The sequence below is a fragment of the Streptomyces sp. NPDC048521 genome, assembly GCF_043199855.1.
Classification (GTDB): Bacteria; Actinomycetota; Actinomycetes; order Streptomycetales; family Streptomycetaceae; genus Streptomyces.
On record NZ_JBICWR010000002.1, the window covers coordinates 145762 to 172651 of the forward strand.

Sequence of the window (26890 nt, forward strand, 5' to 3'; positions counted from 1 at the left end):
CATGACTGGAACGCCCACCAAGGCCCTGGAAGGCATCCGCGTCCTGGACATGACGCACGTCCAGTCCGGGCCGTCGGCCACCCAGCTGCTCGCCTGGCTCGGCGCCGACGTCGTCAAGCTGGAGGCGCCGACCGGCGACATCACCCGCAAACAGCTGCGGGACCTGCCGGACGTCGACTCCCTCTACTTCACGATGCTCAACTGCAACAAGCGGAGCATCACCCTGAACACCAAGACCGAGCGCGGCAAGGAGATCCTCACCGAGCTGATCCGGCGCTCGGACGTCATGGTCGAGAACTTCGGCCCGGGCGCGGTCGACCGGATGGGGTTCACCTGGGACCGCATCAAGGAGATCAACCCCCGGATCGTCTATGCCTCCATCAAGGGGTTCGGGGACGGTCCGTACACCAACTTCAAGGCGTACGAGGTCGTCGCGCAGGCCATGGGCGGGTCGATGTCGACCACCGGCTTCGAGGACGGGCCGCCGCTGGCGACGGGAGCCCAGATCGGGGACTCGGGGACGGGTGTGCACGCCGTGGCGGGGATTCTCGCGGCGCTCTTCCAGCGGGAGCGGACCGGGCGTGGGCAGCGGGTCAACGTGGCCATGCAGCACGCTGTACTCAACCTGTGCCGGGTGAAGCTGCGGGACCAGCAGCGCCTGGCACACGGGCCGCTCGCCGAATATCCCAACGACGACTTCGGCACGGAGGTTCCCCGGTCCGGGAACGCGTCCGGCGGCGGCCAGCCCGGCTGGGCGGTCCAGTGCGCGCCGGGCGGCCCGAACGACTACGTGTACGTCATCGTCCAGCCCGTCGGCTGGAAGCCGATCAGCGAACTCATCGGCCGGCCCGAACTCGCCGACGACCCCGAGTGGGCGACGCCGGAGGCCCGGCTGCCGAAGCTGAACAAGATGTTCCAGCTGATCGAGGAGTGGTCCTCCACGCTCCCCAAGTGGCAGGTGCTGGAGCGGCTGAACGCGCACAACATCCCGTGCGGGCCGATCCTGTCCACCAAGGAGATCATCGAGGACGCCTCGCTCGCCGCCAACGAGATGGTGGTGCGCGTCCCGCACCCCGAGCGCGGCGAGTTCGTGACCGTCGGCAGCCCGCTCAAGCTCTCCGACTCCCCCGTCGAGGTGAGCAGCTCGCCGCTGCTCGGCGAGCACAACGAAGAGGTCTACGTCGGCGAACTGGGCCTCGGTGACGAGGAGCTGCGCCTGCTGAAGTCGAACGGAGTGATCTGACGTGATGGCCGAAGACCGGGTGCTGAAGGTGCGGTCGCTCCTCGACTCCGTGCGGGCCGAGGGCCGTACCGCGCTGACGGCGCCCGAGGGCAAGGTGCTCGCCGACGCGTACGGGATCGCCGTACCGGGCGAGGCGCTGGCGACGGACGTCGACGAGGCGGTGGCCGCGGCGGCGCGGTTCGGCGGACCGGTGGTCATGAAGATCGTCTCGCCGGACATCCTGCACAAGACCGACGCCGGTGGTGTGGTCGTCGGGGTGGAGGGCGCGGCGGACGTACGGGCCGCGTTCTGCCGGATCGTCGAGAACGCGCGCGCGTACGACGCCGGCGCCCGCGTCCTGGGCGTGCAGGTGCAGGAGTTGCTGCCCCAGGGTCAGGAGGTCATCGTCGGCGCGGTCACCGACCCCACGTTCGGGAAGGTGGTGGCGTTCGGGCTCGGCGGTGTGCTGGTCGAGGTGCTGAGGGACGTGACGTTCCGGCTGGCACCGGTCTCCGCCGACGAGGCGCTGTCGATGCTCGACTCCATCCGGTCGGCGGAGATCCTGCGCGGGGTGCGCGGGCAGGCCGGCGTGGACCGGTGGGCGGTGGCCGAGCAGATCCGGCGCGTGTCCCAACTGGTCGCGGACTTCCCGGAGATCGCGGAGGTGGACCTCAATCCGGTGATCGCCACGCCGACGGGTGCGGTCGCCGCCGACATCCGGGTGATCCTCGCCGAACGGCAGCCGGTGCCGAGGAGGACGTACACCCGCGACGAGATCCTCACGTCCATGCGGCGGTTGATGCAGCCCTCCTCCGTCGCCGTCATCGGCGCCTCCAACGAGCCGGGCAAGATCGGCAACTCGGTGATGCGCAACCTCGTCGACGGCGGCTTCGCCGGCGAGATCCACCCGGTGAACCCCAGGGCCGATGACATTCTGGGCCGCAAGGCGTACAAGAGTGTCACGGACGTTCCCGGTGAGGTGGATGTGGCCGTCTTCGCCATTCCCGCCCGCTTCGTGGCCGCGGCGCTGGAGGAGGTGGGACGCAAGAAGATCCCCAACGCCGTCCTCATCCCGTCCGGGTTCGCGGAGACCGGCGAGCACGCACTCCAGGCGGAGATCGTGGCGATCGCCGAACGGCACGGCGTCCGCCTGCTCGGCCCGAACATCTACGGCTACTACTCCACCTGGCAGGACCTGTGCGCCACGTTCTGCACGCCCTACGACGTCAAGGGCGGCGTGGCACTGACCTCGCAGTCCGGCGGCATCGGCATGGCCATCCTGGGCTTCGCCCGCACCACGAAGACGGGCGTGTCGGCGATCGTCGGCCTCGGCAACAAGTCGGACCTGGACGAGGACGACCTGCTGACGTGGTTCGGTGAGGACCCGCACACCGAGTGCATCGCGATGCACCTGGAGGACCTCAAGGACGGCCGGGCCTTCGTGGAGGCGGCGCGTGCGACCGTGCCGAAGAAGCCGGTCGTGGTGCTGAAGGCGGGTCGTACGGCGGCGGGCGCGAAGGCTGCCGGTTCGCACACCGGCGCCCTCGCCGGCGACGACGCGGTCTACGACGACATCCTCCGGCAGGCCGGGGTGATCCGGGCGCCGGGCCTGAACGAGATGCTGGAGTACGCCCGCGCCCTTCCCGTGCTGCCCGCTCCGCAGGGCGACAACGTCGTGATCATCACGGGTGCCGGCGGCAGCGGCGTGCTGCTGTCGGACGCGGTGACGGACAACGGGCTGTCCCTGATGGAGATCCCGCCCGATCTGGACGAGGCGTTCCGCCGGTTCATCCCGCCGTTCGGCGCGGCCGGCAACCCCGTCGACATCACCGGTGGTGAGCCGCCGTCGACGTACGAGGCGACGATCCGGCTGGGTCTGGAGGACCCGCGGATCCACGCGCTCGTGCTCGGCTACTGGCACACGATCGTCACCCCGCCGATGGTGTTCGCCGAGCTGACCGCGCGCGTGGTCGCCGAGTTCCGCGAGCGGGGCGTCGAGAAGCCGGTCGTGGCCTCCCTCGCCGGTGACGTCGAGGTCGAGGAGGCCTGCCAGTACCTGTTCGAGCGGGGGGTCGTGGCCTACCCGTACACGACCGAGAAGCCGGTGGCGGTGCTCGGCGCGAAGTACCGGTGGGCGCGGGCGGCCGGACTGTTGGGGGGCGGTTCATGACGTGAGTGAACGCGGGGCGGCCGACAGTGCGGTCGGCCGCCCCGGGACCCGTGCGCACGCGAAAGGCATTGGACAGGGGGCGCTGGCCAGAGCTTTCGACGCAAGGGGTGCTGAGCGATGAAAACCACCGACTACTCGACGTCCGTCCCCTACAGAGAGGTGACGGACCACAACGGCCGCACGTTCCGGATCGGCGAGTCCGACACCGACATCATGGGCCGAACACGCAAGTGGATGGTCATCCTGCCCTGGGTGGGCATGATGGGCATCAGCTCCGCCGAGTACGCGTTCACGTCGGCGGAGAACACGCTCCACGAGGCTCACCTGTGGAGCAGCGGACACATCTTCTGGCTGATGGGCGTCTGGGTGTTCTTCCAGGCGGCCGTGGCCTTCCCCGCCGGCCGGCTGCGGGAGAGCGGCAGACTGCCCGCCCGTACGGCGATGATGATCGGCGCCGTCGGCACGATGCTGGGCTATCTGTCGCTGGCGTACGCGCCGCACGTGGCCGTGGCCTACTTCGGGTTCGGCATGTGCAGCGGCATCGGCGCCGGTCTCGTCTACGCGACCTGCGTGAACATGGTCGGCAAGTGGTATCCCGAGCGCAAGGGCGGCAAGACGGGCTTCGTCAACGGCGGTTTCGCCTACGGGTCCGTGCCCTTCGTCTTCCTGTTCACCGCGTACATGGACCTGAGCAACTACCGGACCGTGCTCGCCTGCGTGGGCGTCGGGCTGTGCCTGGTGGTGGCCGCGGCCGGCTGGTTCTTCCGGGATCCGCCGAAGAACTGGTGGCCCCCGCACGTCGATCCGCTGAGGATGACCGACGACCCGAAGATCCGCCGGGCACTGGAGAAGAACCCGCCGGCGGTCAAGCAGTACACCCCGAAGGAGGCCGCCCGCACGCCCGTCCTGTGGATGATGTGGTTCTGTCTGCTGTGCACGGCCGGCATCAACATCTTCGGCATCGCCTTCCAGGTGCCGTTCGGCAAGGACATGGGTTTCGCGGGCGGCATCGTGGCCACGGCGATGTCCCTGAAGGCCATCGTCAACGGCACCGGGCGCGGTGTCATCGGCTGGATCTCCGACCGCTACGGGCGCCGCAACACGCTGGTCATCGTGTGCGTCGTGCTCGGCACGGCGCAGTTCGGCGTGCTGGTCTCCGGCCAGATGGCCAGCATGCCGTTCTTCCTGTTCTGCTCCATGGTCTCCGGTTTCGGCGGCGGGGCGATCTTCCCGCTGTTCGCGGCCATGACGGCGGACTACTTCGGCGAGAACAACAACGCCACCAACTACGGAATGGTCTACAGCTCGAAGCTGGTCTCCGGGCTCGTCGGCTCCGGCATGGGCGCGGTCGTCGTCGGCGCGTGGGACTACCACGGCGCGTTCGTGCTCGCCGGATCGATCGGCCTGGCCTCCGCCGTACTGGCGCTCTTCCTGAAATCCCCGGGCAGGCCGAAGGCCCGGCGCATCGTCCCCAACCCGCACCCGCTCGGCGAGGAGATGGCCTGATATGACCGCGGACCCCATCGCAGCCGGCAGTTCGTCGGCAGACCCCGGCGCCGCACCCCGTCCCTACCGTGAAGTGACCGACTCCCACGGCCGCGTCTACCGCATCGGCGAGAGCGACCGGGACATTCTCGGCCACTCCCGCGCGTTCATGGTGTACCTCCCGTGGATCGCCATGATGGCGATCAGTGTCTCCGAATACGCGTACGGCTCCGCGGAGGACACCCTGTCCCACGCGCACGGCTGGACGCAGAGCAACACCTTCTGGATCCTCAGCGTCTGGGTGTTCTTCCAGGCCGGCATCGCCTTCCCGGCGGGCTGGCTGCGGGAGAAGGGCATCCTGACGGCGCGCAGGGCCATGTACATCGGGTCCGGGATGTGCCTGGTCGGCTTCCTCGCCCTGTCGCACCTGAGCAATGTGTGGCTGGCGATCCTCGGTTTCGGCGTGGTGGGCGGCCTGGGCTCCGGTCTCGTCTACGCGACCTGCATCAACATGGTCGGCAAGTGGTTCCCCGAGCGCCGCGGCGCCCGGACCGGCTTCGTCAACGGCGGCTTCGCCTACGGGTCCCTGCCGTTCATCTTCATCTTCAACTACGGCTTCGACACCGGGAACTACCACCGCGTGCTGGACCTGATCGGCTGCTACGTCATGATCGTGGTCATCGGGTGCGCGATCTTCTTCAAGGACCCGCCGAAGAACTGGTGGCCCGCGGACATCGACCCGCTGACGTTCTCCGGCAGCCAGAAGAACGCCATGAGCCTGGCCAAGAATCCTCCGGCGGTGCGGCAGTACACGCCGAAGGAGGCCGTCAGGACCGGCATGCTGCCCCTGATGTGGGTGACCATCGTGATGACCGCCGGTGTGTCGATCTTCGGCATCTCCTTCCAGGTCGACTACGCCAAGGAGGTCGGCTTCGGCCCGCTCGTCGCCGCCTCGTCGATGGGGGTCATGGCGGTCATCAACGGCGTCGGGCGGGGTGTCGTGGGCTGGCTGTCCGACAGGTGGGGCCGCAAGTCGGCCCTGGTGTTCGTCATCGTCGTTCTCGGGCTCGCCCAGTTCGGTGTGATCCTGGCGGGCGAGATGAAGAGCGAGTGGCTGTTCCTGATCTTCGCCTTCCTCTCCGGCTTCGGCGGCGGCGCGTTCTACCCGATGTTCGCCGCACTGACGCCGGACTACTTCGGCGAGAACTACAACGCCACCAACTACGGCCTGGTGTACAGCGGCAAGCTGGTCAGTGGCCTGTTCGGCGGCGGCCTGGGGTCCATGGTGGTGGGCGCCTGGGGCTACAACGGCGCCTACGCGCTGGCCGGTGGCATCTCGATGGTGGCCGCGGCTCTCGCCCTGCTGCTGCGCCAGCCGGGCCGGGACGGCGGGAAGAGGCTCGCGCTCGGGGAGCCGCGGCCGGCCTCCTGACGCCTGCCCGGCTTCCGTCCCGTCCTGGTGTTCCCCTTCCGTGATCGCTTCACCGATCGCGGAGGGGGGAACAGCGCGTCCCAGGGGCCGCGGTCACGCCGGTGCGCCGCCGCAGCGCCGGCCCGCGAGCGGGCCGGCGTGCCGCGGAGGTCAGGTCGTGTCGCGCTCGTGGTACGACCGCCTGGTGTGCTCGGTGTGTTCGCGCATCAGGTGGGTGGCGCGCTGCTCGTCACGGGCGGCGATCGCGGTGATCAGTTCGCGGTGCTCGATCCACGACTGCCGGCCTCGCTGGCGGGCCACCGGCGTGTAGTACCAGCGGACCCGCCGGCCGACCTGGTCGGCCAGTTCGGCGAGGACCGTGTTGCCGGCCAGCTCCATCACCTTGGCGTGGAAGGCCGCGTTGAGGGCGACCGCGCGGTCCACGTCCTCGGCCGCCACCGCCCTCTCGCCCTCGGCGCACAGCTCCTCGAGGACGGCGATGCCGGGGCTGTCCGCGTGCGCGGCGGCCAGCCGGGCCGCCTCCGCCTCCAGCAGCGTGCGGACCGTCAGCAGCTGGTCGGCCTCCTCCTCCGTCGGCTCGTGCACGAACGCGCCCTGGGCGGGCCGCAGATCGACCCAGCCCTCGGTGTTCAGCCGCTGCAGCGCCTCGCGCACCGGCTGCCGGGAGACGCCCAGGTGTCCGGCGAGTTCGCTCTCGACGAGGTGCTGGCCGGGCTGCAGGGCGCGGGTGGTGATCAGCTCCAGCAGCGCCTCGTAGACACGGTCGCGCAGCGGGCCGGGCCGTTCCAGCTTGGGCACGGCTCCCTGCGGCAGTCCGGTCGACAACATCGCGGTCCCCCTCCTGAGCTGGCTGCCGTACACAGCGTGCTGTGTGCGGTCCACGGTGGACTGCCCACTATGGATTGTCTTTCGTCTACAGTCTACGGTGCACAAAAGCCAAAGGGAGTGGGAGTCGGGCGCGTCACGCCGTCCCCCGCCCCCCCGCGGACGGCGTCACGGGCACCGCACGACCTGCCCGGCGTACGACAGGTTGCCGCCGAAGCCGAACAGCAGGGCCGGGTCGCCGCTGCGGACCGCGCCCCGCTCGATCAGCTTGGACAGCGCGAGCGGGATGCTGGCCGCGGAGGTGTTGCCCGACTCGGTGACATCGCGTGCGATCACCGCGTCGACCGCGCCGAGCTTCTCGGCGAGGGGCTCGATGATGCGCAGGTTGGCCTGGTGCAGGACGACCGCGGCGAGGTCGGCGGGGGCGATGCCGGCACGCTCGCAGGCGCGCCGGGCGATGGGCGGCAGTTGGGTGGTGGCCCAGCGGTAGACGCTCTGCCCCTCCTGGGCGAACCGGGGTGGGGTGCCCTCGATGCGCACCGCGTTGCCCATCTCCGGCACCGATCCCCACAGCACCGGCCCGATCCCGGGCTGCTGTCCCGGCCGGCACGCCTCGACCACGGCGGCCCCGGCCCCGTCGCCGACCAGGACGCAGGTGCTGCGGTCGGTCCAGTCGGTGACCTCGGACATCTTGTCCGCGCCGATGACCAGCGCCCGGGTCGCCGCGCCCGCCCGGACGGCGTGGTCGGCGGTGGCCAGGGCGTGGGTGAAGCCGGCGCAGACGACGTTGAGGTCCATCGCGGCCGGCTGCGGGATGCCCAGACGCGCGGCCACCCGGGCGGCGGTGTTCGGAGAGCGGTCGATCGCGGTCGAGGTGGCGACGAGGACCAGGCCGATGTCGGCCGGCGTGAGACCGGCGGCGGCGAGTGCCTTGGCGGCGGCGTGCGCGGCGAGTTCGTCGACCGGTTCGTCCGGACCCGCGATGTGCCGGGTACGGATCCCCACCCGGCTGCGGATCCACTCGTCACTGGTGTCGACCAGGCCGGCCAGGTCGTCGTTGGTGAGCACCTTGGCGGGCTGGTAGTGGCCGACGGCGGCGATGCGCGAGCCGTTCATGTGGTGGGTTCCCCTCGTTGCCGTGGGTAGGAGGATCCACCAGTCTGATCAGTGACTCGCGGGTACGAGGGCAGGTGAAGCCACAGGAAACGGGCGCCCGGGTTGTCGGCTTCGCTCAGCCCCTCGGACGCCCGAGCACTCATCCCGTGAACAGCTGTGTCGCCTTCTGTACGAGTTCGTACAACCCGTAGGCGAGGGGCGCCGCCACCCACAGCCAGGCGAGGGCGATCAGGCCCCGCCGGCTAGGCGGACTGCTGTCGCTGGACATCGGCGGCCTCCCTGGGGGCGGGGATGTGGTGGCGGGCATGGACGGGGCGGACGAGTTCGTTGGCGGCGAAGCCGACCACGAGCAGGCCGATCATGATGGCGAACGACAGCCCGTACAGCGACGCGCCGTGCTTGCCGGCCGCCTCCTGCCGGTCGGCGATCCAGTTGACGATCAGCGGCCCGAGCACCCCGGCCGTGGACCAGGCGGTGAGCAGCCGGCCGTGGATGGCACCGACCTGGTACGTGCCGAAGAGGTCCTTCAGATAGGCGGGGATCGTGGCGAAACCGCCGCCGTAGAAGGAGAGGATCACCAGCGCGCACAGCACGAACAGCGGCTTCGCCGAGTCCCCGAACAGGGCGATCAGCAGGTACATCAGCGCGCCGACGCCGAGGTAGACGCGGTAGATGTTCTTGCGCCCGATCAGGTCGGAGGCGGACGACCAGCCGATCCGGCCGGCCATGTTCGCTGCCGACAGCAGGGCGACGAAGCCGGCCGCCGCGGAGGCCGACACCGGGGTGGAGCTGTCCGCGAAGAAGTCCGTGATCATCGGTGCGGCCTTCTCCAGGATGCCGATGCCGGCGGTGACGTTCGTGCACAGGACGACCCACAGGCACCAGAACTGCGGGGTGCGCACGGCGCTGCGGGCGGACACCTGGACGCCGTCGAGGTTGCCGGGCCCGCCGTCGACCGGTTTCTCGGTGCGTGGCACGCGCACGAGGAGAACGCCGAGCGACATGAAGACGGCGTACGACAGACCGTGCACGAGGAACGCGGCCGCGATCCCGGAGTGGCCCGTGCCGAAGGACTGGAGCATCTGCGCCGACCAGGGCGAGGCGATCAGCGCGCCGCCGCCGAAGCCCATGATGGCGATCCCGGTGGCCATGCCCGGGCGGTCCGGGAACCACTTGATCAGTGTGGAGACGGGCGAGATGTAGCCGATGCCGAGGCCGATCCCGCCGACGAAGCCGTAGCCGAGGACGATCAGCCAGTACTGCCGCGTCTGGGCGCCGAGCGCGGCGATCAGGAAGCCGGAGGAGAAGCAGACGAGAGCGACGGTCATCGCCCAGCGCGGGCCGTTGCGCTCGACGAGTGTGCCGCCGAACGCGGCCGACAGTCCGAGCATCACGATCGCCAGCTGGAACGGCAGCGCGCTCTGGGTGCCGTCGAGATGGAGGGCGGACTCCAGCGGTGGCTTGAACACGCTCCAGGCGTAGGCCTGGCCGATGGACAGGTGGACGGAGAGGGCGGCGGGCGGGACGAGCCAACGACTCCAGCCCGGGGGTGCGAGAGGGGGGCTGCTCATGGTGCCGGACGGTAGGGCGGCACAAGGGAGTTGAGAAGGCGCGGCGTCGACCGTATGCGGTGAACGGTATGCCGCATGCGCTCAACGGTCGTCGCGCGAACCCTTGCTGAGGACTTCTCCATACTGTAGACAATATTTCGTCGACAGGATTCAGCCTCCGCGGTATCCCCTCGAACCGAACGGAGTGTTCCCGTGAAAGTCGCAGTCCTCGGCGCCGGAGCGATCGGCGCCTACGTAGGTGCCGCGCTCCACCGCGCCGGTGCCGAAGTGCACCTCATCGCCCGTGGACCGCATCTGGCGGCCATGAGGCGGCACGGTGTACGGGTGCTCAGCCCGCGCGGCGACTTCACCGCGCACCCGCAGGCCACCGACGACCCGGCCGAGGTCGGCCCGGTGGACCACGTCTTCCTGGGCCTGAAGGCCAACGCGTACGCGGCGTGCGGGCCGCTGATCGCGCCACTGCTCGACGAGCGCACCACCGTGGTGGCCGCGCAGAACGGCATCCCCTGGTGGTACTTCCACCGGCACGGCGGCCCCTACGACGGCCACCGCATCGAGAGCGTGGACCCGGGCGGCGCCGTCAGCGCGGTCCTCGCCCCCGAACGGGCCGTCGGCTGTGTCGTCTACGCGGCCACCGAACTCCAGGCGCCGGGCGTCGTACGCCACTTGGAAGGCACCCGGTTCTCCATCGGCGAGCCCGATCGCACCGTCTCGGCACGCTGCCTGGAGCTGAGCGAGGCGATGAAGGCCGGCGGGCTCAAGTGCCCGGTGGAACCGGACCTGCGCAGCGACATCTGGCTCAAGCTGCTGGGGAACATCTCCTTCAACCCCATCAGCGCCCTCGCCCGCGCCACCATGCGGCAGATGTGCCGGCACGGCGGCACCCGCCGGGTCATCGAGACGATGATGCGCGAGACGCTCTCCGTCGCCGAGGCCCTGGGCTGCGAGGTCGGCGTCTCCATCGAACGGCGGCTCGCGGGCGCGGAGCGCGTCGGCGACCACCGCACCTCCACGCTCCAGGACCTGGAGCGCGGCAAGCCGCTGGAGTTGGACGTGCTGCTCGCGGCCGTCGTCGAACTCGCGGAGATCACCGGCGTGGAGGTGCCCACGCTGCGCACCGTGCACGCCATCTCGGACCTGCTCGCGCTGAGGAGCGCCGCATGAGGAAACGGCAAGCGAAGACCTACACCCGGCTCACCCACCCACTGGTCCGCGACGCACGCGACCAGCCGTTCCGGCGGGCGAGCTGGGAGGAGGCCCTGGACCGGGCGGCCCGGGGCCTCGAGCGCAACCGGGGCGCGTTCGGCATGTTCTCCTGCGCCCGCGCCACCAACGAGATGAACTACGTGGCGCAGAAGTTCGCCCGGGTGGTGATGGGCACCCACAACGTCGACTCCTGCAACCGGACGTGTCACGCCCCCAGCGTCGCGGGCCTGTCGGCCGCGTTCGGCTCCGGCGGCGGCACGTCGTCGTACGAGGAGATCGAGCACACCGACGTCATCGTGATGTGGGGCTCCAACGCCCGCTTCGCGCACCCGATCTTCTTCCAGCACGTGCTGAAGGGGATCCGCAACGGCGCCCGGATGTACGCCGTCGACCCGCGCCGGACGTCCACCGCCGAGTGGGCGGAGAGCTGGCTCGGGCTGAACGTGGGCACCGACATCCCGATGGCGCACGCGATCGGCCGGGAGATCATCCACGCGGGGCTCGCCAACGAGGCGTTCATCGAGCGGGCGACCACCGGTTTCGAGGAGTACCGCAAGCTGGTCGAGCCGTGGACGCCGTCGCTCGCCGAGAAGGTGACCGGCGTACCGGCCCGCGCCATCAGGGAGCTGGCGCACGCCTACGCCCGCGCCGAGCGCGCCCAGCTGTGCTGGACCCTCGGCATCACCGAGCACCACAACGGCACCGACAACGTCCGCGCGCTGATCAACCTGTCCCTCCTCACCGGTCACGTCGGCCGCTACGGCTCCGGGCTGCAGCCGCTGCGCGGGCAGAACAACGTGCAGGGCGGCGGCGACATGGGCGCGATCCCCAACCGGCTGCCCGGCTTCCAGGACATCCTCGACGCGGACGTCCGGCTGAAGTTCGAGTCGGCCTGGGACACCGTCCTCCAGCCGCACTACGGGCTGAACCTGACGGAGATGTTCGAGGCGATGGAGGCGGGCACCCTCAGGGCGGTGTACTGCGTCGGGGAGAACCCGGCGCAGTCGGAGGCCGACAGCGAGCAGGCCGTACGGCGGCTGCGGGCGCTGGACTTCCTCGTCGTGCAGGACATCTTCCTGACGAAGACCGCCGAGCTGGCGGACGTGGTGCTGCCGGCGACCGCCGGGTGGGCGGAGACGGAGGGCACGACCACCAACAGCGAGCGCCGCGTGCAGCGCGTGCGCCGGGCCGTGACCCCGCCCGGCGAGGCCCGCGAGGACATCGACATCATCTGCGCGCTGGCCGCCCGGCTGGGCCACGACTGGAAGTACACCGACGCCGAGGCGGTCTGGAACGAGCTGCGGTCGCTCTCCCCGGACCACTACGGGATGACGTACGCACGCCTGGAGGAACACCAGGGCATCCAGTGGCCCTGCCCGGACCCCGGCCGGCTGGAACCGACCTACCTGCACGGCCGGTTGTGGGAGACCGACCCCGGCAGGCGCGGGACGCCGGCCCCGTTCGGGCTGGTCCAGCACGATCCGCCGGTCGACCTCACCGACGAGGAGTACCCGATCCGGCTCACCACCGGACGGCGCCTGGACTCGTACAACACCGGTGTGCAGAGCGGCGGTTTCGCCTCCCCGCTCAGGCGCGGCGAGTACGTCGAGCTGTGCCCGGAGGACGCCGAGCGGTACGGGGTCGTGGTCGGCGAGGAGGTCCGGGTGTCCTCGCGGCGCGGGTCGGTGGTGGCGCCGGTGTGGATCGACACCGCGCTCCGGCCGGGCCTGGCCTTCATGACGATGCACTTTCCCGACGAGGTGGACACCAACCAGCTGACGATCGAGGCCAATTGCCCGATCGCGGGGACGGCGGAGTTCAAGGCGTCGGCGATCCGGATCGAGAAGCTCCCGGTTACGACGTACGTGAGGTGAGGGCGTGGACCTGCGCTTCGGCGACAGCAAACCGACGGACGAGGAACGGGCCGCCGTGGACGCCCTGCTGGGGCCTCCGGAGTCCTCCTGGGAGGGCGCCGACCGCACGGATGCCGACCTGCGGTGGGCGCGCGGCGGCCGGGAGGCCCGCGACCGGCGCGATCTGCTGCTGCCGGGGCTGCACGCCCTCAACGACCGTGTCGGCTGGATCAGCGAAGGCGGCCTCGGCTACCTGTGCCGCAGACTGACCGTGCCGCCGGCCGAGGCGTACGGCGTGGCCACCTTCTACGCCATGTTCTCGCTCCGGCCGCGTCCCGCGACGGTGCTGCACGTCTGCACCGACCTGGCGTGCACGGCGGCCGGGGCGGGCGAGCTGTGCGCGGGGATCGAGGCGCGGCTCGGGCCCGGCAGCGGGGTGAGCGTCGAGCGCGGCCCGTGCCTGGGCCTGTGCGAACGCGCCCCGGCCGCGCTCGCGGTCCGGGCGGGCGAGCAGGTGCGTACGGCGGTGTCGGCACCGGCGTCCGTGGCGGCAGCCGTACGTGCGGCGAGCGCACCGGACGCGGCACCCGAGGAGCCGCCGGCTGTGGCGGCGGTGCCCCAGGCGGGGGATCCCTCGCTGGTGCTGCTGCGCCGGATCGGCGTGGTCGACCCGTGCTCGCTGGACGACTACCGCGCGCACGGCGGCTACACGGCGCTGCGCCGCGCCTTCGAGCTGGGACCCGCCGGAGTGATCCGCGAGGTGACCGACTCCGGCCTGGTCGGGCGCGGCGGCGCCGCCTTCCCCACCGGCCGCAAGTGGCAGGCCACGGCGTCCCAGCCCGACCGCCCGCACTACCTGGTGTGCAACGCCGACGAGTCCGAGCCGGGCACCTTCAAGGACCGGGTACTGATGGAGGGCGACCCGTTCGCGCTCGTGGAGGCGATCACGATCGCCTCGTACGCGATATCCGCGCACCGGGCCTTCGTCTACATCCGCGGGGAATACCCGCGGGCCGTTCACCGCGTGCAGCGGGCGATCGACCAGGCCCGCACCCGCGGCCTGCTCGGCGACGACATCCTCGGCCAGGGCTACAGCCTGGACATCGAGATCCGGCGGGGCGCCGGCGCCTACGTCTGCGGCGAGGAGACGGCCCTGTTCAACTCCATCGAGGGCTACCGGGGCGAGCCGCGCTCCAAGCCGCCGTTCCCGGTGGAGAAGGGCCTGTTCGGCAAGCCGACGGCCGAGAACAACGTGGAGACGCTGGTCAACGTCCTGCCGATCCTGACGATGGGCGCCCCGGCGTACGCGGCCATCGGCACGCAGCGGTCCACCGGGCCGAAGCTGTTCTGCGTGTCCGGCAGTGTGGCGCGGCCGGGCGTGTACGAGCTGCCCTTCGGGGCGACGCTCGGTGAACTGCTGGCGCTGGCCGGGGTGCGCCCGGGGCTGCGGGCGGTGCTGCTGGGCGGGGCGGCCGGCGGGTTCGTACGGCCCGACGAGCTGGACGTCCCGCTCACCTTCGAAGGCACCCGTCAGGCGGGCACCACGCTCGGTTCCGGGGTGGTGATGGCCTTCGACGACACCGTGCCGCTCCCCCGGTTGCTGCTGCGCATCGCCGAGTTCTTCCGGGACGAGTCCTGCGGGCAGTGCGTGCCGTGCCGGGTCGGGACCGTGCGGCAGGAGGAGGCGCTGCGCCGGATCGCGGACCGCACGGGACCCGGCGCCGCGACGGACATCGCCTTGCTGCGGGAGGTCGGCCGGGCGATGCGGGACGCCTCGATCTGCGGTCTGGGGCAGACCGCGTGGAACGCCGTGGAATCCGCCATCGACCGTCTGGGGGCGTACGAATGACCGTGACACCGCTGGGGATCCCGCGCCGTCTGCTGGAGTTCACGATCGACGGCGAACCGGCCCGCGTCCCGGAGGGCTCGACCGTCCTGGACGCGTGCCGGGCGGCCGGGAAGGACGTGCCGACGCTGTGCCAGGGCGACACGCTGCGGCCGAAGAACGCGTGCCGGGTGTGCGTGGTCGAGGTCGAGGGGGCGCGGACGCTCGTCCCGGCCTGCTCGCGCCGCGCGGAGCCCGGGATGGAGGTCCGGACGGACACCGAGCGCGTCCGGCACAGCCGGAAGATCGTCCTGGAGCTGCTCGCGTCCTCCGTCGACTTGTCGACCACCCCGCAGGTCGCCGAGTGGCTCAAGGAGTACGAGGCGAAGCCGGACCGCTTCGGCCCCGACGCGGCCCGGCTGAACGAGCAGCCGAGGATCGACAACGACCTGTACGTGCGCGACTACGGCAAGTGCATCCTGTGCTACAAGTGCGTCGACGCCTGTGGCGACCAGTGGCAGAACACCTTCGCGATCTCGGTCGCCGGGCGCGGTTTCGACGCGCGGATCGCCGTCGAGCACGACGCGCCGCTGACCGACTCGGCGTGCGTGTACTGCGGGAACTGCCTCGAGGTGTGCCCGACGGGGGCGCTGTCGTCCAAGCCGGAGTTCGACATGCGGGCGGCGGGTACCTGGGACGAGTCCCGGCAGACGGAGACCACCACGGTGTGCGCGTACTGCGGGGTGGGCTGCACCCTCACGCTCCATGTGCAGGACAATGAGATCGTCAAGGTCACCTCACCGCACGACAACCCGGTGACCCACGGCAACCTCTGCATCAAGGGCCGTTTCGGCTACCAGCACGTACAGAACCGGGGCTGATCAGAACATGGGACGAGTCACGGAACGACGCAAGGTCCTCCGGATCCGGGACGGGGCGGTCTCCACCCGGCCGGACACGCTCGTCGCCGAGGAACCCCTGGAGATCCGGCTGAACGGCAAGCCGCTCGCGATCACCATGCGTACCCCGGGCGACGACTTCGCGCTGGCGGCGGGATTCCTGGTGAGCGAGGGCGTCCTGGCCACCGCCTCCGATCTGCGCAACATCGTCTACTGCGCGGGCGCGACGGCGGACGGTTCGAACACGTACAACGTGGTCGACGTGAAGACCGCACCCGGCGTCAGCCTGCCGGACTTCACCCTGGAGCGGAACGTGTACACGTCCTCCTCCTGCGGGCTGTGCGGCAAGGCCAGCCTGGACGCCGTCCGCACGACCACCCGTTGGCCGATCGCCGACACTCCCCCGCTGCGGGTCTCCCCCGAGCTGCTGGCCGCCCTACCCGACCGGCTGCGGGCGGCCCAGCGGGTGTTCGACCGGACCGGTGGCCTGCACGCGGCGGCCCTGTTCACCGAGGACGGGGAGCTGCTGGACACGAAGGAGGACGTGGGCCGGCACAACGCCGTCGACAAACTGGTCGGGCGGGCGCTGCAGAACGGTGACCTGCCGTTGTCCCGGACGATCCTCCTCGTCTCCGGCCGCGCCTCGTTCGAACTGGCGCAGAAGGCGGTGATGGCGGGCATCCCGGTGCTGGCGGCGGTGTCGGCGCCGTCGTCGCTGGCGGTGGACCTGGCGGCGGAGACGGGTCTGACCCTGGTGGGTTTCCTGCGGGGCGGCTCGATGAACGTGTACGCGGGCGAGGACCGGATCGCCCTCCGGGAGGCGGCCGCCCAGGGCTGACCGGTCCCCCGCGGCACGGCGGCGGGGCCCCCGTCGGCGGGGAGCGCCCCCTGCGCCACGGGGCCCCGCCTCACCCCGCACGGTACCGCCGAGGACAACAGCCGTTCGCGGGCGGCGATCGAGGGGGTGGGCGCCACGCCTCGAGGGCGTGCTGCGGAACTGGTCCCGGTCCTGGGCGCCGGGAGAGGAGGGCCGGCTCCGTGACTCCGCGATCTCTCGATCACCGAGGCGGAGCGGCCGGACTGCCGGGCAAGGCTCGTGAAGCGCATGGCCCGTGGCGTCGCACGGGGGGAGGACCGGGGCCCATCTCCCCGAACCGGCCTGAGTCCGTCTCGCGTGCGTCCCGAACCGCTCCTGGGGGACACCACGAACGTGGCCGGTCGACCGTGTGCGCTCTCCCCGGGCGGCCCCCAGCCGCTGGATGCCGACGTGGTGACCGTGAACAGGTCTCACGGGCGGGGGGGCGGGGTGCGCGCCCGTCAGCCGTCGGTTCCGGAGATCCGGATCAGCAGGCCCATGAACTGGTCGCGTTCGGCGGCCGACAGCGGCGCGAGCAGTTCGTCGTTGGCGTCGCGGGCCACCTGCTCGCAGCGGGTGAGGAGGCGGGCGCCTTCGCCGGTGAGGGACACGGCGTTCTTGCGCCGGTCGCGGGGGTCGGGGGCGCGGACCACGAGGCCGGCCGTCTGCAGGTCGTTCAGGACGCCGACGACGTCCTTGGGGTCCAGGCCCACGCTGCGGCCGAGGTCGGCCTGGGCGACCGGGGCGAGGTCGCGGACGGCGGAGAGCACCACGTGGTGCCACATCTTCAAACCCTCGGCCGCGAGGGCGTCGGCCACCAGGGCGCGGCCCCGCGCGGCGGCCCGGCCCAGCAGCCAGCTGGGGAGGGAGCGGATCGCGGGCAGGGGTGCTTCGGCCATGGCGCCAGCCTATCCGGAGAACCATTGGACATCCCAACGAACCTCCCCTACCGTTGGGACCACCAACGAGTTCGTCGGGGTTCCCCATGACCGATCGGCCGTCGCGCCGGCCTGGAGGTTGCCATGCGTCGTGTCCGGTACGAGTCCACGGCCGGTCCCCTGTTCCTGGAGGAGGCCCCCGTACCCGAGCCCGGCCCCGGTGAGCTGCTGGTGCGCGTCGAGGCGGTCGGGGTCACCCTGCCCGTCGTCCGCAAGGTCACCGAGGCCGCCGAACCGATCCCGCTGGGCGGCGAGATCGCCGGTGAGGTCGTCACGGGCGGCGAGGGCGTGACCCGCTTCCAGGCGGGCGACCGGGTGACCGGGCTCTGCTTCGGCCACGGCTACGCCGACTTCGCCCTGGTGCACGAGGCCATGGCCTCGCCGATACCGGAGGCGGCCACCGCCGTGGAGGCGGTCGCGCTGGTGCGCAGCGGTCTGGTGGCGCTCGGGGCACTGGCGGCGGCGCGACCCGCACCCGGCGAGGCGGTGCTCGTCACGGCGGCGGCGAGCGGTGTCGGGCACCTCGCGGTCCAGCTGGCGCGGGCCCGGGGTGCGGGCCGGGTGGTCGGTGCCGTGTCCGACCCGGGCAAGGCGGACTTCGTCCGTTCGCTCGGCGCGGACGACTGTGTCGCCTACGGTGACGCCGCCTGGGGGGAGCCGGTCGACTGCGTCCTGGACGCCGTCGGCGGCGCTCTGCTCTCCCCCGCCCTCGCCGCACTCGCCCCGCACGGCCGTCTGGTCGCCTACAGCTCGGGGGGCGGCACGATCCAGGCGTACGAGCTGCTGGTGGGCGCCAAGTCGGTGATCGGCTTCCAGATGGCCCTGATCGCCCGCGGCCGGCCGGAGCTCTACGAGCAGTGGCGGCGGGAGCTGTGGCGCCTGTTCGCCGAAGGCACCGTGCGGCCCGCCGTGCACGGGGAGTTCGCGCTGGAGGACGCGGCGAAGGCACACGCGGCGATCGAGACACGGGCCAACCTCGGCAAGGTCGTCCTGCGCCCGTGAGCGCCCGCAGCCGCCACGCAGCCCTCGGTGTGCACATCGGTCAGCGCATGGACAGCCGCGCCTTCCTCACCGGGGTGATCGACGAGGTGCACGGGTGGGGCCGGGCGCTCGGCGACGAGGAGCTGCCGGACCCGAAGGCGCCGCGGTCACCGAAGCACCCGGTCCTGCGGCTGCCCCTGGGCCACACCAGCGGTCGACTCCCCCGCCGCGTCCGACGTCCCCTCCGGATCACGGGCCCGGCGCTTGGCGATGACCGCGCACACCATCAGCTGCATCTGGTGGAAGAGCATCAGCGGCAGCACGGCCAGGGAGGCCTGGACGCCGAACAGGACGCTCGCCATGGGAAGTCCCGAGGCGAGGGACTTCTTCGATCCGGCGAACTGGAGGGCGATCCGGTCCTCCCGGTTGAAGCCGAGTGCCTTGCCGCCGTACCAGGTGAGGACGAGCATCACAGCCAGCAGCACCGCTTCGACGGCGAGCAGCGCGGCCAGCCGGACGGGGCTGATCCGGTGCCAGATGCCCTGCGCCATGCCTTCGCTGAAGGCCGTGTAGACGACGAGCAGGATCGAGCCGCGGTCGACCGGTCCGAGGACCTTCTTGTGCCGGGCGACGAAGCCGCCGATCCAGCGCCGCATCACCTGCCCGGCGAGGAACGGCACCAGCAGCTGGAGCACGATCTTCACCAGTGAGTCGGCGGAGAACCCGGCCTCGCTGGTGCCGAGCAGGGCCGCCGCGAGCAGCGGGGTGAGGACGATGCCGGCGAGGGAGGAGAAGGATCCGGCGCAGATCGCGGCAGGCACGTTTCCGCGAGCGATCGACGTGAACGCGATGGACGACTGGATCGTGGACGGCACCAGGGTCAGGAACAGCAGGCCCTGGTAGAGGGGCTGGGTCAGCAGGACCGGCACAGCACCACGCAGCGCGAGCCCGAACACCGGGAAGATGACGAACGTGCAGATCAGCACGGTGAGGTGGAGCCGCCAGTGCCTGAGTCCGTCCAGGGCCTCCCGGGTGGACAGCCGGGCGCCGTAGAGGAAGAAGAGAAAGGCGATCGCGGCCGTCGAGGCGCCCGAGGCCACGTCCGCGGCGGCGCCCCGGGCCGGAAGGAGTGCCGCGAGGCCCACCGTCCCGAGCAGCAGCACGATGTACGGGTCGATCGGCATCCAACTCGGCCAGCGCAGGCGTTTCACGGTGCTCCGATTGCTGTGCGTGTCTGTGCGTGTCAGTGGAGGCCCCGCGGGTCACGGGCACGCAGGACCCCTCTCCATCGTCCTCCTCCGCTCACTGATCGGGAATCCCGCACACCACTCTGACTGTCATCATGTTCCGCGATGGCCCGGTAGGCTGGGGAGCCGTGTACGACCCGACGCATCTGCGCACCTTCCTGGCGGTGGCCCAGACGCTCAGCTTCACGCAGGCCGCCCGGCGGCTGGGGTTGCGCCAGTCCACGGTCAGCCAGCATGTGCGCCGGCTGGAGGACGCGGCCGGCCGGCAGCTGTTCTCCCGGGACACCCACTCGGTGGAGCTGACGGAGGACGGCGAGGCGATGCTCGGCTTCGCCCGCCGGATCCTGGAGGTGCACGAGCAGGCGACGGCGTTCTTCACCGGCACGCGCGTGCGCGGCCGGCTGCGGTTCGGCGCCTCGGAGGACTTCGTCCTGACCCGGCTGCCGGAGATCCTGGAGGGCTTCCGGTACGACCACCCGGAGGTCGACCTGGAGCTGACGGTGGAACTGTCCGGGACCCTGCACGAGCAGCTGGCCGCCGGGAAGCTGGACCTGGTGCTGGCCAAGCGGCGCCCCGAGGATCCCCGCGGTGACCTTGTCTGGCGCGACGACCTGGTGTGGATCGGCGCCGAACGGCTGCGCCTGGACACCGACCGGCCCGTACCGCTGATCGTGTATCCGCCGCCCGGCATCACCCGGGCCCGCGCGCTGGAGGTCCTGGAGCGGCAGGGCCGGGACTGGCGGATCGTGTGCACGAGCGGCAGTCTCAACGGGCTGATCGCGGCGGCCCGCGCCGGCCTCGGTGTGATGGCGCACTCCCGGCGCCTGATCCCGCCCGGCCTGTCCCGGCTGCCCGACCGGGCCGGCCTGCCCGACCTGGGCAGGATCGACTTCGTCCTCGTCCACGGCCGGCGCCGGACCGCGGCGGAGAGCGCCGCGAACGCCCTGGCGGCGGCGATCCAGGCGGGCGGCGAGCGCCTGCGCCGACACGGCGCCTGATCCCGCCCGGCACCCCGCCCGCACCACGGACACCGCCCCGGCACCGACCTCCAGGCACCCCCGCGAACCCGCCCCGGCACCGACCCTCGCCAGGGGTGAGCGGAGCGCGCCGGCGAGGGCCCCGGGGCTTGTTTTCCGGGGCCGCCCTCGGGCCGCGGCGGAGCGGCACCGCGCGGTGCGTGGCACGTACAGATTCGGTGGAGATTACGGCACCGAAACTTACTGACCCGTCAGTATTGTGTCCGGCCCTTCCCCATGTGAGGGCATTTTCCGGCCACCGTCCCGGAAAAACGTGAGGTTTGCTCGGTTTCCTACCCCCTCCCGCCCGGTGACCGTGTGGGGTAGCTTTCACCGCGCTGTGCCGAGCACCACCGGCGTGACCAACAGCGAGGATCGGGGAGCGAGGTTTGCGCGAGTTCACCAACCCGCCGTTGGGGTCGGCGCCGCCGGTGGGCGGTCTGGCCGATGTCGTCTTCGAGCATGCCCGCACGGACCCGCTGCATGTCGCCCTCGGCCGCAAGGACACCTCCGGGCAGTGGCGGGACGTGACCTCCGCCGAGTTCCGCGACGAGGTCCTCGCCCTCGCCAAGGGCCTCCTGGCGCGCGGCATCCGCTTCGGCGACCGCGTCGCCATCATGTCCCGCACCCGTTACGAGTGGACCCTGTTCGACTTCGCCCTGTGGTCCATCGGCGCCCAGGTGGTGCCCGTCTACCCCACGTCCTCGGCGGAGCAGTGCTTCTGGATGCTGTACGACGCCGAGGTGTCGGCGGCGATCGTGGAGCACGAGGACCACGCGATGACCATCGCCACCGTCATCGACCGGCTGCCCCAGCTGCGTCAGCTGTGGCAGCTGGACGCGGGCTGTGTGCAGGAGCTGTACGACGCCGGGGCGCATCTGGACGACGAGGTGGTGCACCGGCACCGGCAGGCGGTCACCCCGGACTCGGTCGCCACGATCATCTACACCTCGGGCACCACCGGCCGCCCGAAGGGCTGTGTGATCTCGCACGGCAACTTCATGTTCGAGGCGGACACCGTCATCCAGCGCTGGGAGCCGGTGTTCCACTCCAAGAAGGGCGACGAGGCGTCCACCCTGCTGTTCCTGCCGCTGGCGCATGTCTTCGGGCGGATGGTGGAGGTCGCGGCGATCCGCGGCCGGGTCCGCTTCGGGCACCAGCCGCAGCTGCACGCCGCCGCACTGCTGCCCGATCTGGCCGCGTTCCGGCCGACGTTCATCCTCGCGGTGCCGTACATCTTCGAGAAGGTGTTCAACGCGGCCCGCCGGAAGGCGGAGAAGGAAGGCAGATCCGGGCCGTTCGAGAAGGCGGTCGACGTCGCGGTCAAGTACGCGGAGGCCGTGGAGGCGAAGGCGTGGGGCATCGGGCCCGGCCCGTCGGCGGGGCTGCGCATGCAGCACCAGCTCTTCGACAAGCTCGTCTACTCCAAGGTACGGGCCGCGATGGGCGGCCGGATACGGAACGCGATGTCCGGTGGTTCCGGGATGGACCGCCGGCTCGGGCTGTTCTTCGCGGGCGCGGGCGTGCAGATCTACGAGGGCTACGGCCTGACCGAGTCGACGGCCGCGGCCACCGCCAACCCGCCCGAGCGCACCCGGTACGGCACGGTCGGCCAGGCCATCCCGGGCATGACCGTGCACATCGCGGACGACGGGGAGATCTGGCTGCACGGCGACAACGTCTTCCAGGGCTACCTCAACAACCAGAAGGCCACCGACGAGACGCTGCACGACGGCTGGCTGGCCACCGGTGACCTCGGCTCCCTGGACGAGGACGGCTATCTGACGATCACCGGCCGCAAGAAGGAGATCCTGGTGACCTCCGGCGGCAAGAGCGTCTCCCCGGGCGTGCTGGAGGAGCGGGTCCGCGAGCACCCGCTGGTCAACCAGTGCATCGTCGTCGGCAACGACCGCCCCTACATCGCCGCCCTGGTCACCCTCGACCAGGAGGCGGTCGAGCACTGGCTGCAGATGCGCGGGAAGCCGGGGATGGCCCTGGCCCAGCTGGTGCGCGACGCGGACCTGGAGACGGAGGTGCGGCGGGCGGTGGTCGCCGCCAACACCCTGGTCTCCCAGGCCGAGTCCATCCGTACCTTCCGCATCCTGGCGCAGCCGTTCACCGAGGAACACGGGCTGCTGACGCCGTCGTTGAAGCTGAAGCGGAAGGCGATCGAGAAGGCGTACGCGGACGAGGTCGACGCCCTTTACCGGACCTGACGCGCCGTCAGAGCGGCAACACGTGGGCGAGGCGTTCACATGCCTGCACCGGGTTCACGAGGGAGGCCGGTGGCGGGATACGGTCCCGGTCGATCGCGGCCGATTGCGCGGTCAGGAATGCAGAGCGGGCCGTGATCGTTGACGATGGGAGTACCACCTGTCGACAACCGAAGGATCACAAAGCTCGTGAGCAGCAAGGTCCCCCCGATCATCCTCAACAACGGCGTCGAGATGCCCCAGCTGGGCTTCGGCGTATGGCAGGTGCCGGACGACGAGGCCGAGCGGGCCGTCGCCACGGCACTGGAGGCCGGGTACCGCAGCATCGACACAGCGGCGATCTACGGCAACGAAGAGGGCACCGGCAAGGCCATCGCGGCCTCCGGCCTGCCCCGCGAGGACATCTTCGTCACCACCAAGCTCTGGAACAGCGACCAGGGGTACGACTCCACGCTGCGCGCCTTCGACGCGTCGCTGGAGAAGCTGGGTCTGGACTACCTCGACCTGTACCTGATCCACTGGCCGCTGCCGTCCCGGGACACCTACATCGACACCTACAAGGCGTTCGAGAAGCTGCTCGCCGACGGCCGGGTCCGTGCCATCGGCGTGTCCAACTTCCTTCCCGAGCACCTGCAGCGGCTGATCTCGCAGACCTCGGTCATCCCGGCGGTCAACCAGATCGAGCTGCACCCGCATCTGCAGCAGCGCGCCGTCCGCGAGTTCCACGCGGAGCAGGGCATCGCCACGGAGGCCTGGTCACCGCTCGGTCAGGGCAAGGGCCTGCTGGAGGTGCCGGCGATCGTCGCGATCGCGCAGAAGCACGGCCGCACCCCGGCCCAGGTCGTACTGCGCTGGCACGTCCAGCTCGGCAACGTCGTGATCCCGAAGTCCGTGACGCCGTCCCGGATCAAGGAGAACATCGAGGTCTTCGACTTCAGCCTGGACGACGAGGACCTCGCGGCGATCAGCGCGCTCAACGAGGACAGCCGCCTGGGCCCCGACCCGGCCACCTTCGACGTGGGCTGACACCCGCCAGGAGGACCAGGCCGCACCGTGCGCCCCGCCGGCCGGCGGGGCGCACGGTGCGGCCGTTCAGTCGGCCCGCGCGTCCGCGTGCAGGACCTGGAACTCCTCCAGGCCGACCACCGTCACATGCGCCTTGGCCGCGCCCTCGTGCCGGGCCGCCGCCTGGCCGGCGCGGGACGCAGCCAGGGAGCGGTGGTCGGTGAAGAGCGTGCCGACGATCCCGCGTCCGCGCTCCCGGTCCAGGAGCAGGGCGGCCCTGGCCAGGCCGGGCAGGTTCTCGAAGCGGGGCAGTACGCTCGCGTGGAACGTGTCGGCGAACAGGTCCGCGTCCGCCGGGTCGAACTCCACCCGGGTCATGCGCAGTCCGCCGCCGGCGGTGGGGTGCGGGAGCGTGTGGAAGACGGCGACCTCGTAGTTCTCGACCGCGACCGTCCCCGCGAAGGGCTCCAGCAGCGCGGGCCGCCGCTCGCGCATCACCTCGTCGCTGTTGCGCCGGGCCTCCTCGGACTCCCACCAGCTGACCGTGAACAGTTTGCCGAGGTCACGGTCGACGAAGACACCCGCTCCCCGGTAGCCGGGCCGTTCTTCGAGCAGGTCGCGCCCCTCGGAGTTGAGGGCCCGGATCGCCGTGTCGAGTCGGGCCGGATCGCCGGTCGCGTACACCGTGCGTACGAACATGACGCCTCGCCTTCCGGTGCGATGGCCCGGACATGGCCAGACACATCCGGAACATGCCCCATCCCCAGTCTTGCCCGTATCGCAAATCACCGCAATACGCACGGGTTTCGAGACCCGGCAACGCAAGGATTGACGCGGACATGCAATCGGGTCCACCTTGTACGGCACCCGGTAAGGAAACTTTCCTAACAGAAGGGTCCCCACAGTGCGTCTTCGAACACTGACCCTCGCCGCGGCCTCCGGAGCCGCCCTGCTCGCCGCCGGAGTCCTGCCCGCGAACGCGTCCGCCACCGCGGCGCCGAAGTCAGCCCCCACCTCCGCCCAGGAGGGCACGGTCAGCGCGGCCGACCTGCTCGCCAAGGTGACGTCCTGTTCGCAGATATCCAACGGCAAGTACAAGAGCGACGACGAGACCTCGGCCACGATCCCCGTGTGCGGCAAGAACGGCGCGGTGTTCTGGAAGGCCGACATGGACATCGACTGCGACGGCCAGCGCACCACCAACTGCAACGAGGACCGCGACCCCTGGTACCAGGACGACACCGCCTTCCACCAGTCCGACGGCAAGCCGCTGAAGGCCGAGACCCTGCCGTACGTCGTGGTCCCCAGTTCCAGCAGCATCTGGAACTACGCCGGCGCCGGCATCCAGGGCGGCGGTGTGGTCGCCGTCATCTACAACAACAAGGTGGAGTACGCCGTCGTCGGTGACACCGGCCCCACGAAGATCATCGGCGAGGCGTCGTACGCCACCGCCAAGGCGCTCGGCATCGACCCCGACCCCGAAACCGGCGGGGCCGACTCCGGGGTGACCTACATCCTGTTCAAGAACTCCAAGGTCTCCCCCATCGAGAGCCACAGCGCGGCGGTGACCCTCGGGGACCAGCTCGCCAAGCAGTTCCTCCAGAACAACTAGGGGATCCGACCCCGCGTTGGGGAACGGGTCCGGCGTCATCGCTCGGCCGCGCGCAGGACATCCTTCGACCGGCCGAGCGTCCGCCCGGTCCCTGCGCGGACTGCTGCCGATGCGGGGACGGCACTGGGGCGGACGTCTGTTCCACGATCCTTGTCCTCACGGCGCGTTCCAGGACGATCCGGCGGGCCGGACGACCGCCTCCCGTGGCCGGTGCGGGGTCATCGGACCGGGCAGCGGCGTGGAGTCGCGCAGCGCGCGGGCCGGTTCGCCGTGTTCGGCGCGTACGACCCGTACGACCCGCGGCCGGGCGGCCGGGTCGGCCGCGCTGAGCAACCGGCCGAGGAGCAGCGTCCGGCCCCCAGCAGGAACGATGCACGCCGCCACGTCCGTGGCGGCGTGCGTCCGGGCCGTCGGGTTACAGCGGACGTACCGCCGTGTGGACCGTGTAGGCGCCCAGGACGAACACGTCCGGTCGGTGGTGGACGCTCGCCGGGTCGGACGGGTCGAGGAGGCGGTCGAGGGTGCTCCGGTCCTCCGGGTCGAGCGCGTCGCCGAGGCCGTCGCGCAGGCGGGACAGGGACGCGGCGACGTAGGCGCGGGCGCGGTCGGTGACGGGGGCGGGCAGGTCGAGCAGGAAGCTGCGGGTCCGGGTGTGCTTCAGGCCGGCGGAGGTCAGCAGGGCCGGCCAGTCCTCGGTCTCCGCGACGGAGCCGGGCAGGCCGGCCCGCATCCGGGCGAACCACTCCTCCTCCAGCGCGTCCAGCCGCGCCTGGAGTCCGGGGCGGCCGATGCCGATGTCGCGGGGCAGGAAGCGTGAGGGCAGCCCGCCTTCGAGGAGGGCCAGGGTGCCGCCGGGAGCCAGCCGCTCGGCGAACGCGGTGAGCCCGGCTCGCTGGTCGCCGAGATGGTGCAGGCTGCGGCTGGCCCACAGCAGGTCGGCCGGATACTCCAACTCCTCTAGCACACCAGGCAGTTCACCCGCGAGCGTGTCGAAGCGGTCGGCGACGCCCTGCCGTGCCGCGCGTTCGCGGGCACGGTCCAGCAGTGGCTCGGTGCCGTCCACGGCGACGATCCGGGCGCCCGGGAAGGCCTCGGCGAAGAGGCAGGAGACGACGCCGGGCCCGCTGCCCGCGTCCACGATCAGACCCGGCTCGGTCACCTCCTTCGCGAGCCAGGCCATGGCCCGCTCGTAGACGGGGGCGAACAGCTCGGCCTGGGCCTCCAGCAAGGGACCCTGCTCGCTCCAGTCGATGTCGGTGGTGTCGTGGCCGTGCTTGTGATGGTGGTCGTGCGCCATGGTGGTCAGCCTCTCGTCCGGATGCCGCCAGCGTGCGACGGCACACCGGGAACGGGCCAGCCCTGTTGCCGTTACGGCAAAAGGGAGCGGCGAGGACGCAAGAAACGGCAAGCCGGACGGC

The 26890-nt window shown here is 71.1% G+C and carries 23 protein-coding genes and 1 pseudogene; 15 read left to right on the forward strand and 9 right to left on the reverse strand.

Features of this window, described 5'->3' with window-relative positions:
* Position 1: 1 nt before the first annotated feature.
* The 4 genes from frc to ACGFRF_RS05090 all read left to right on the forward strand — a co-directional run bounded on the left by frc (position 2) and on the right by ACGFRF_RS05090 (position 6309).
* On the forward strand, positions 2 to 1243 hold the full coding sequence (gene frc, locus ACGFRF_RS05075) for a formyl-CoA transferase (protein ID WP_393737215.1): 1242 nt from the start codon (positions 2 to 4) through the stop codon (positions 1241 to 1243).
* Positions 1244 to 1247: 4 nt separating this feature from the next.
* Complete coding sequence (locus ACGFRF_RS05080) at positions 1248 to 3392, forward strand: acetate--CoA ligase family protein (protein ID WP_393737672.1); 2145 nt, start codon at positions 1248 to 1250, stop codon at positions 3390 to 3392.
* A 117-nt stretch (positions 3393 to 3509) separates the two neighbouring features.
* A complete protein-coding gene (locus tag ACGFRF_RS05085; protein WP_393737216.1) occupies positions 3510 to 4898 on the forward strand; it encodes an OFA family MFS transporter in 1389 nt (462 codons plus the stop codon).
* Position 4899: 1 nt separating this feature from the next.
* A complete protein-coding gene (locus ACGFRF_RS05090; protein WP_393737217.1) occupies positions 4900 to 6309 on the forward strand; it encodes an OFA family MFS transporter in 1410 nt (469 codons plus the stop codon).
* 150 nt (positions 6310 to 6459) lie between these two features.
* Here the strand turns inward: ACGFRF_RS05090 and ACGFRF_RS05095 are convergent, their stop codons facing one another.
* The 4 genes from ACGFRF_RS05095 to ACGFRF_RS05110 all read right to left on the reverse strand — a co-directional run bounded on the left by ACGFRF_RS05095 (position 6460) and on the right by ACGFRF_RS05110 (position 9821).
* Positions 6460 to 7137 carry a GntR family transcriptional regulator gene (locus tag ACGFRF_RS05095; protein WP_393737218.1) on the reverse strand — a complete coding sequence of 226 codons (678 nt, stop codon included), beginning with the start codon at positions 7135 to 7137 and terminating at the stop codon, positions 6460 to 6462.
* Between the two features lie 165 nt (positions 7138 to 7302).
* Positions 7303 to 8250: a beta-ketoacyl-ACP synthase III gene (locus ACGFRF_RS05100; protein ID WP_393737219.1), complete on the reverse strand. Its 948-nt coding sequence runs from the start codon at positions 8248 to 8250 to the stop codon at positions 7303 to 7305.
* 139 nt (positions 8251 to 8389) lie between these two features.
* Positions 8390 to 8518, reverse strand: a complete 129-nt coding sequence (locus ACGFRF_RS05105) for a hypothetical protein (RefSeq protein ID WP_393737220.1) — start codon at positions 8516 to 8518, stop codon at positions 8390 to 8392.
* On the reverse strand, positions 8493 to 9821 hold the full coding sequence (locus ACGFRF_RS05110; RefSeq protein ID WP_393737221.1) for an OFA family MFS transporter: 1329 nt from the start codon (positions 9819 to 9821) through the stop codon (positions 8493 to 8495). The genes ACGFRF_RS05105 and ACGFRF_RS05110 overlap by 26 nt, the downstream gene beginning before the upstream one ends.
* Before the next feature lie 192 nt (positions 9822 to 10013).
* Between ACGFRF_RS05110 and ACGFRF_RS05115 the strand changes: the two genes are divergently transcribed.
* From ACGFRF_RS05115 to ACGFRF_RS05140, 6 genes and pseudogenes are all read left to right on the forward strand, one after another.
* A complete protein-coding gene (locus ACGFRF_RS05115; protein ID WP_393737222.1) occupies positions 10014 to 10985 on the forward strand; it encodes a 2-dehydropantoate 2-reductase in 972 nt (323 codons plus the stop codon).
* Positions 10982 to 12901, forward strand: coding sequence for a molybdopterin oxidoreductase family protein (locus ACGFRF_RS05120; protein ID WP_393737223.1), 1920 nt, complete (start codon positions 10982 to 10984; stop codon positions 12899 to 12901). The genes ACGFRF_RS05115 and ACGFRF_RS05120 overlap by 4 nt, the downstream gene beginning before the upstream one ends.
* 4 nt (positions 12902 to 12905) lie before the next feature.
* The gene (locus ACGFRF_RS05125) at positions 12906 to 14729 is read left to right on the forward strand and encodes an NADH-ubiquinone oxidoreductase-F iron-sulfur binding region domain-containing protein (RefSeq protein ID WP_393737224.1); all 1824 of its coding nucleotides are present in this window, start codon (positions 12906 to 12908) and stop codon (positions 14727 to 14729) included.
* A complete protein-coding gene (locus tag ACGFRF_RS05130; protein WP_393737225.1) occupies positions 14726 to 15586 on the forward strand; it encodes a 2Fe-2S iron-sulfur cluster-binding protein in 861 nt (286 codons plus the stop codon). The genes ACGFRF_RS05125 and ACGFRF_RS05130 overlap by 4 nt, the downstream gene beginning before the upstream one ends.
* Positions 15587 to 15593: 7 nt before the next feature.
* Positions 15594 to 16442 (forward strand): formate dehydrogenase accessory sulfurtransferase FdhD, encoded by an 849-nt coding sequence (gene fdhD, locus ACGFRF_RS05135; protein WP_393737226.1) that lies wholly within the window; start codon positions 15594 to 15596, stop codon positions 16440 to 16442.
* Positions 16443 to 16538: 96 nt separating this feature from the next.
* Positions 16539 to 16715, forward strand: a pseudogene (locus ACGFRF_RS05140) (N-acetyltransferase); the annotation flags it as partial.
* Between the two features lie 206 nt (positions 16716 to 16921).
* On the opposite strand, the gene ACGFRF_RS05145 reads toward ACGFRF_RS05140, so the two are convergent.
* Positions 16922 to 17359 carry a MarR family winged helix-turn-helix transcriptional regulator gene (locus ACGFRF_RS05145; RefSeq protein ID WP_393737227.1) on the reverse strand — a complete coding sequence of 146 codons (438 nt, stop codon included), beginning with the start codon at positions 17357 to 17359 and terminating at the stop codon, positions 16922 to 16924.
* 123 nt (positions 17360 to 17482) lie between these two features.
* Between ACGFRF_RS05145 and ACGFRF_RS05150 the strand changes: the two genes are divergently transcribed.
* Positions 17483 to 18400, forward strand: coding sequence for a zinc-binding alcohol dehydrogenase family protein (locus tag ACGFRF_RS05150; RefSeq protein WP_393737228.1), 918 nt, complete (start codon positions 17483 to 17485; stop codon positions 18398 to 18400).
* Positions 18401 to 18546: 146 nt separating this feature from the next.
* Here ACGFRF_RS05150 and ACGFRF_RS05155 read toward each other — a convergent pair whose 3' ends face one another.
* Positions 18547 to 19590, reverse strand: coding sequence for a bile acid:sodium symporter family protein (locus ACGFRF_RS05155; protein ID WP_393737229.1), 1044 nt, complete (start codon positions 19588 to 19590; stop codon positions 18547 to 18549).
* Positions 19591 to 19754: 164 nt separating this feature from the next.
* Here ACGFRF_RS05155 and ACGFRF_RS05160 point away from each other — a divergent pair, with 164 nt between their 5' ends.
* The 3 genes from ACGFRF_RS05160 (at position 19755) to ACGFRF_RS05170 (ending at position 23881) form a co-directional block, all read left to right on the forward strand.
* A complete protein-coding gene (locus ACGFRF_RS05160) occupies positions 19755 to 20624 on the forward strand; it encodes a LysR substrate-binding domain-containing protein (protein ID WP_393737230.1) in 870 nt (289 codons plus the stop codon).
* A 407-nt stretch (positions 20625 to 21031) separates the two neighbouring features.
* Positions 21032 to 22858, forward strand: coding sequence for an AMP-dependent synthetase/ligase (locus tag ACGFRF_RS05165; protein ID WP_393737231.1), 1827 nt, complete (start codon positions 21032 to 21034; stop codon positions 22856 to 22858).
* Positions 22859 to 23044: 186 nt separating this feature from the next.
* Positions 23045 to 23881 carry an aldo/keto reductase gene (locus ACGFRF_RS05170; RefSeq protein ID WP_393737232.1) on the forward strand — a complete coding sequence of 279 codons (837 nt, stop codon included), beginning with the start codon at positions 23045 to 23047 and terminating at the stop codon, positions 23879 to 23881.
* Between the two features lie 66 nt (positions 23882 to 23947).
* On the opposite strand, the gene ACGFRF_RS05175 is transcribed toward ACGFRF_RS05170, so the two are convergent.
* Positions 23948 to 24559 carry a hypothetical protein gene (locus tag ACGFRF_RS05175; RefSeq protein WP_393737233.1) on the reverse strand — a complete coding sequence of 204 codons (612 nt, stop codon included), beginning with the start codon at positions 24557 to 24559 and terminating at the stop codon, positions 23948 to 23950.
* A gap of 205 nt (positions 24560 to 24764) precedes the next feature.
* Here ACGFRF_RS05175 and ACGFRF_RS05180 point away from each other — a divergent pair, with 205 nt between their 5' ends.
* Positions 24765 to 25472 carry a glycoside hydrolase family 75 protein gene (locus ACGFRF_RS05180; RefSeq protein ID WP_393737234.1) on the forward strand — a complete coding sequence of 236 codons (708 nt, stop codon included), beginning with the start codon at positions 24765 to 24767 and terminating at the stop codon, positions 25470 to 25472.
* Between the two features lie 156 nt (positions 25473 to 25628).
* Here the strand turns inward: ACGFRF_RS05180 and ACGFRF_RS05185 are convergent, their stop codons facing one another.
* The gene (locus ACGFRF_RS05185) at positions 25629 to 25856 is read right to left on the reverse strand and encodes a hypothetical protein (protein WP_393737235.1); all 228 of its coding nucleotides are present in this window, start codon (positions 25854 to 25856) and stop codon (positions 25629 to 25631) included.
* A 31-nt stretch (positions 25857 to 25887) separates the two neighbouring features.
* A complete protein-coding gene (locus ACGFRF_RS05190; RefSeq protein ID WP_393737236.1) occupies positions 25888 to 26769 on the reverse strand; it encodes a class I SAM-dependent methyltransferase in 882 nt (293 codons plus the stop codon).
* Between the last annotated feature and the right edge of the window lie 121 nt (positions 26770 to 26890).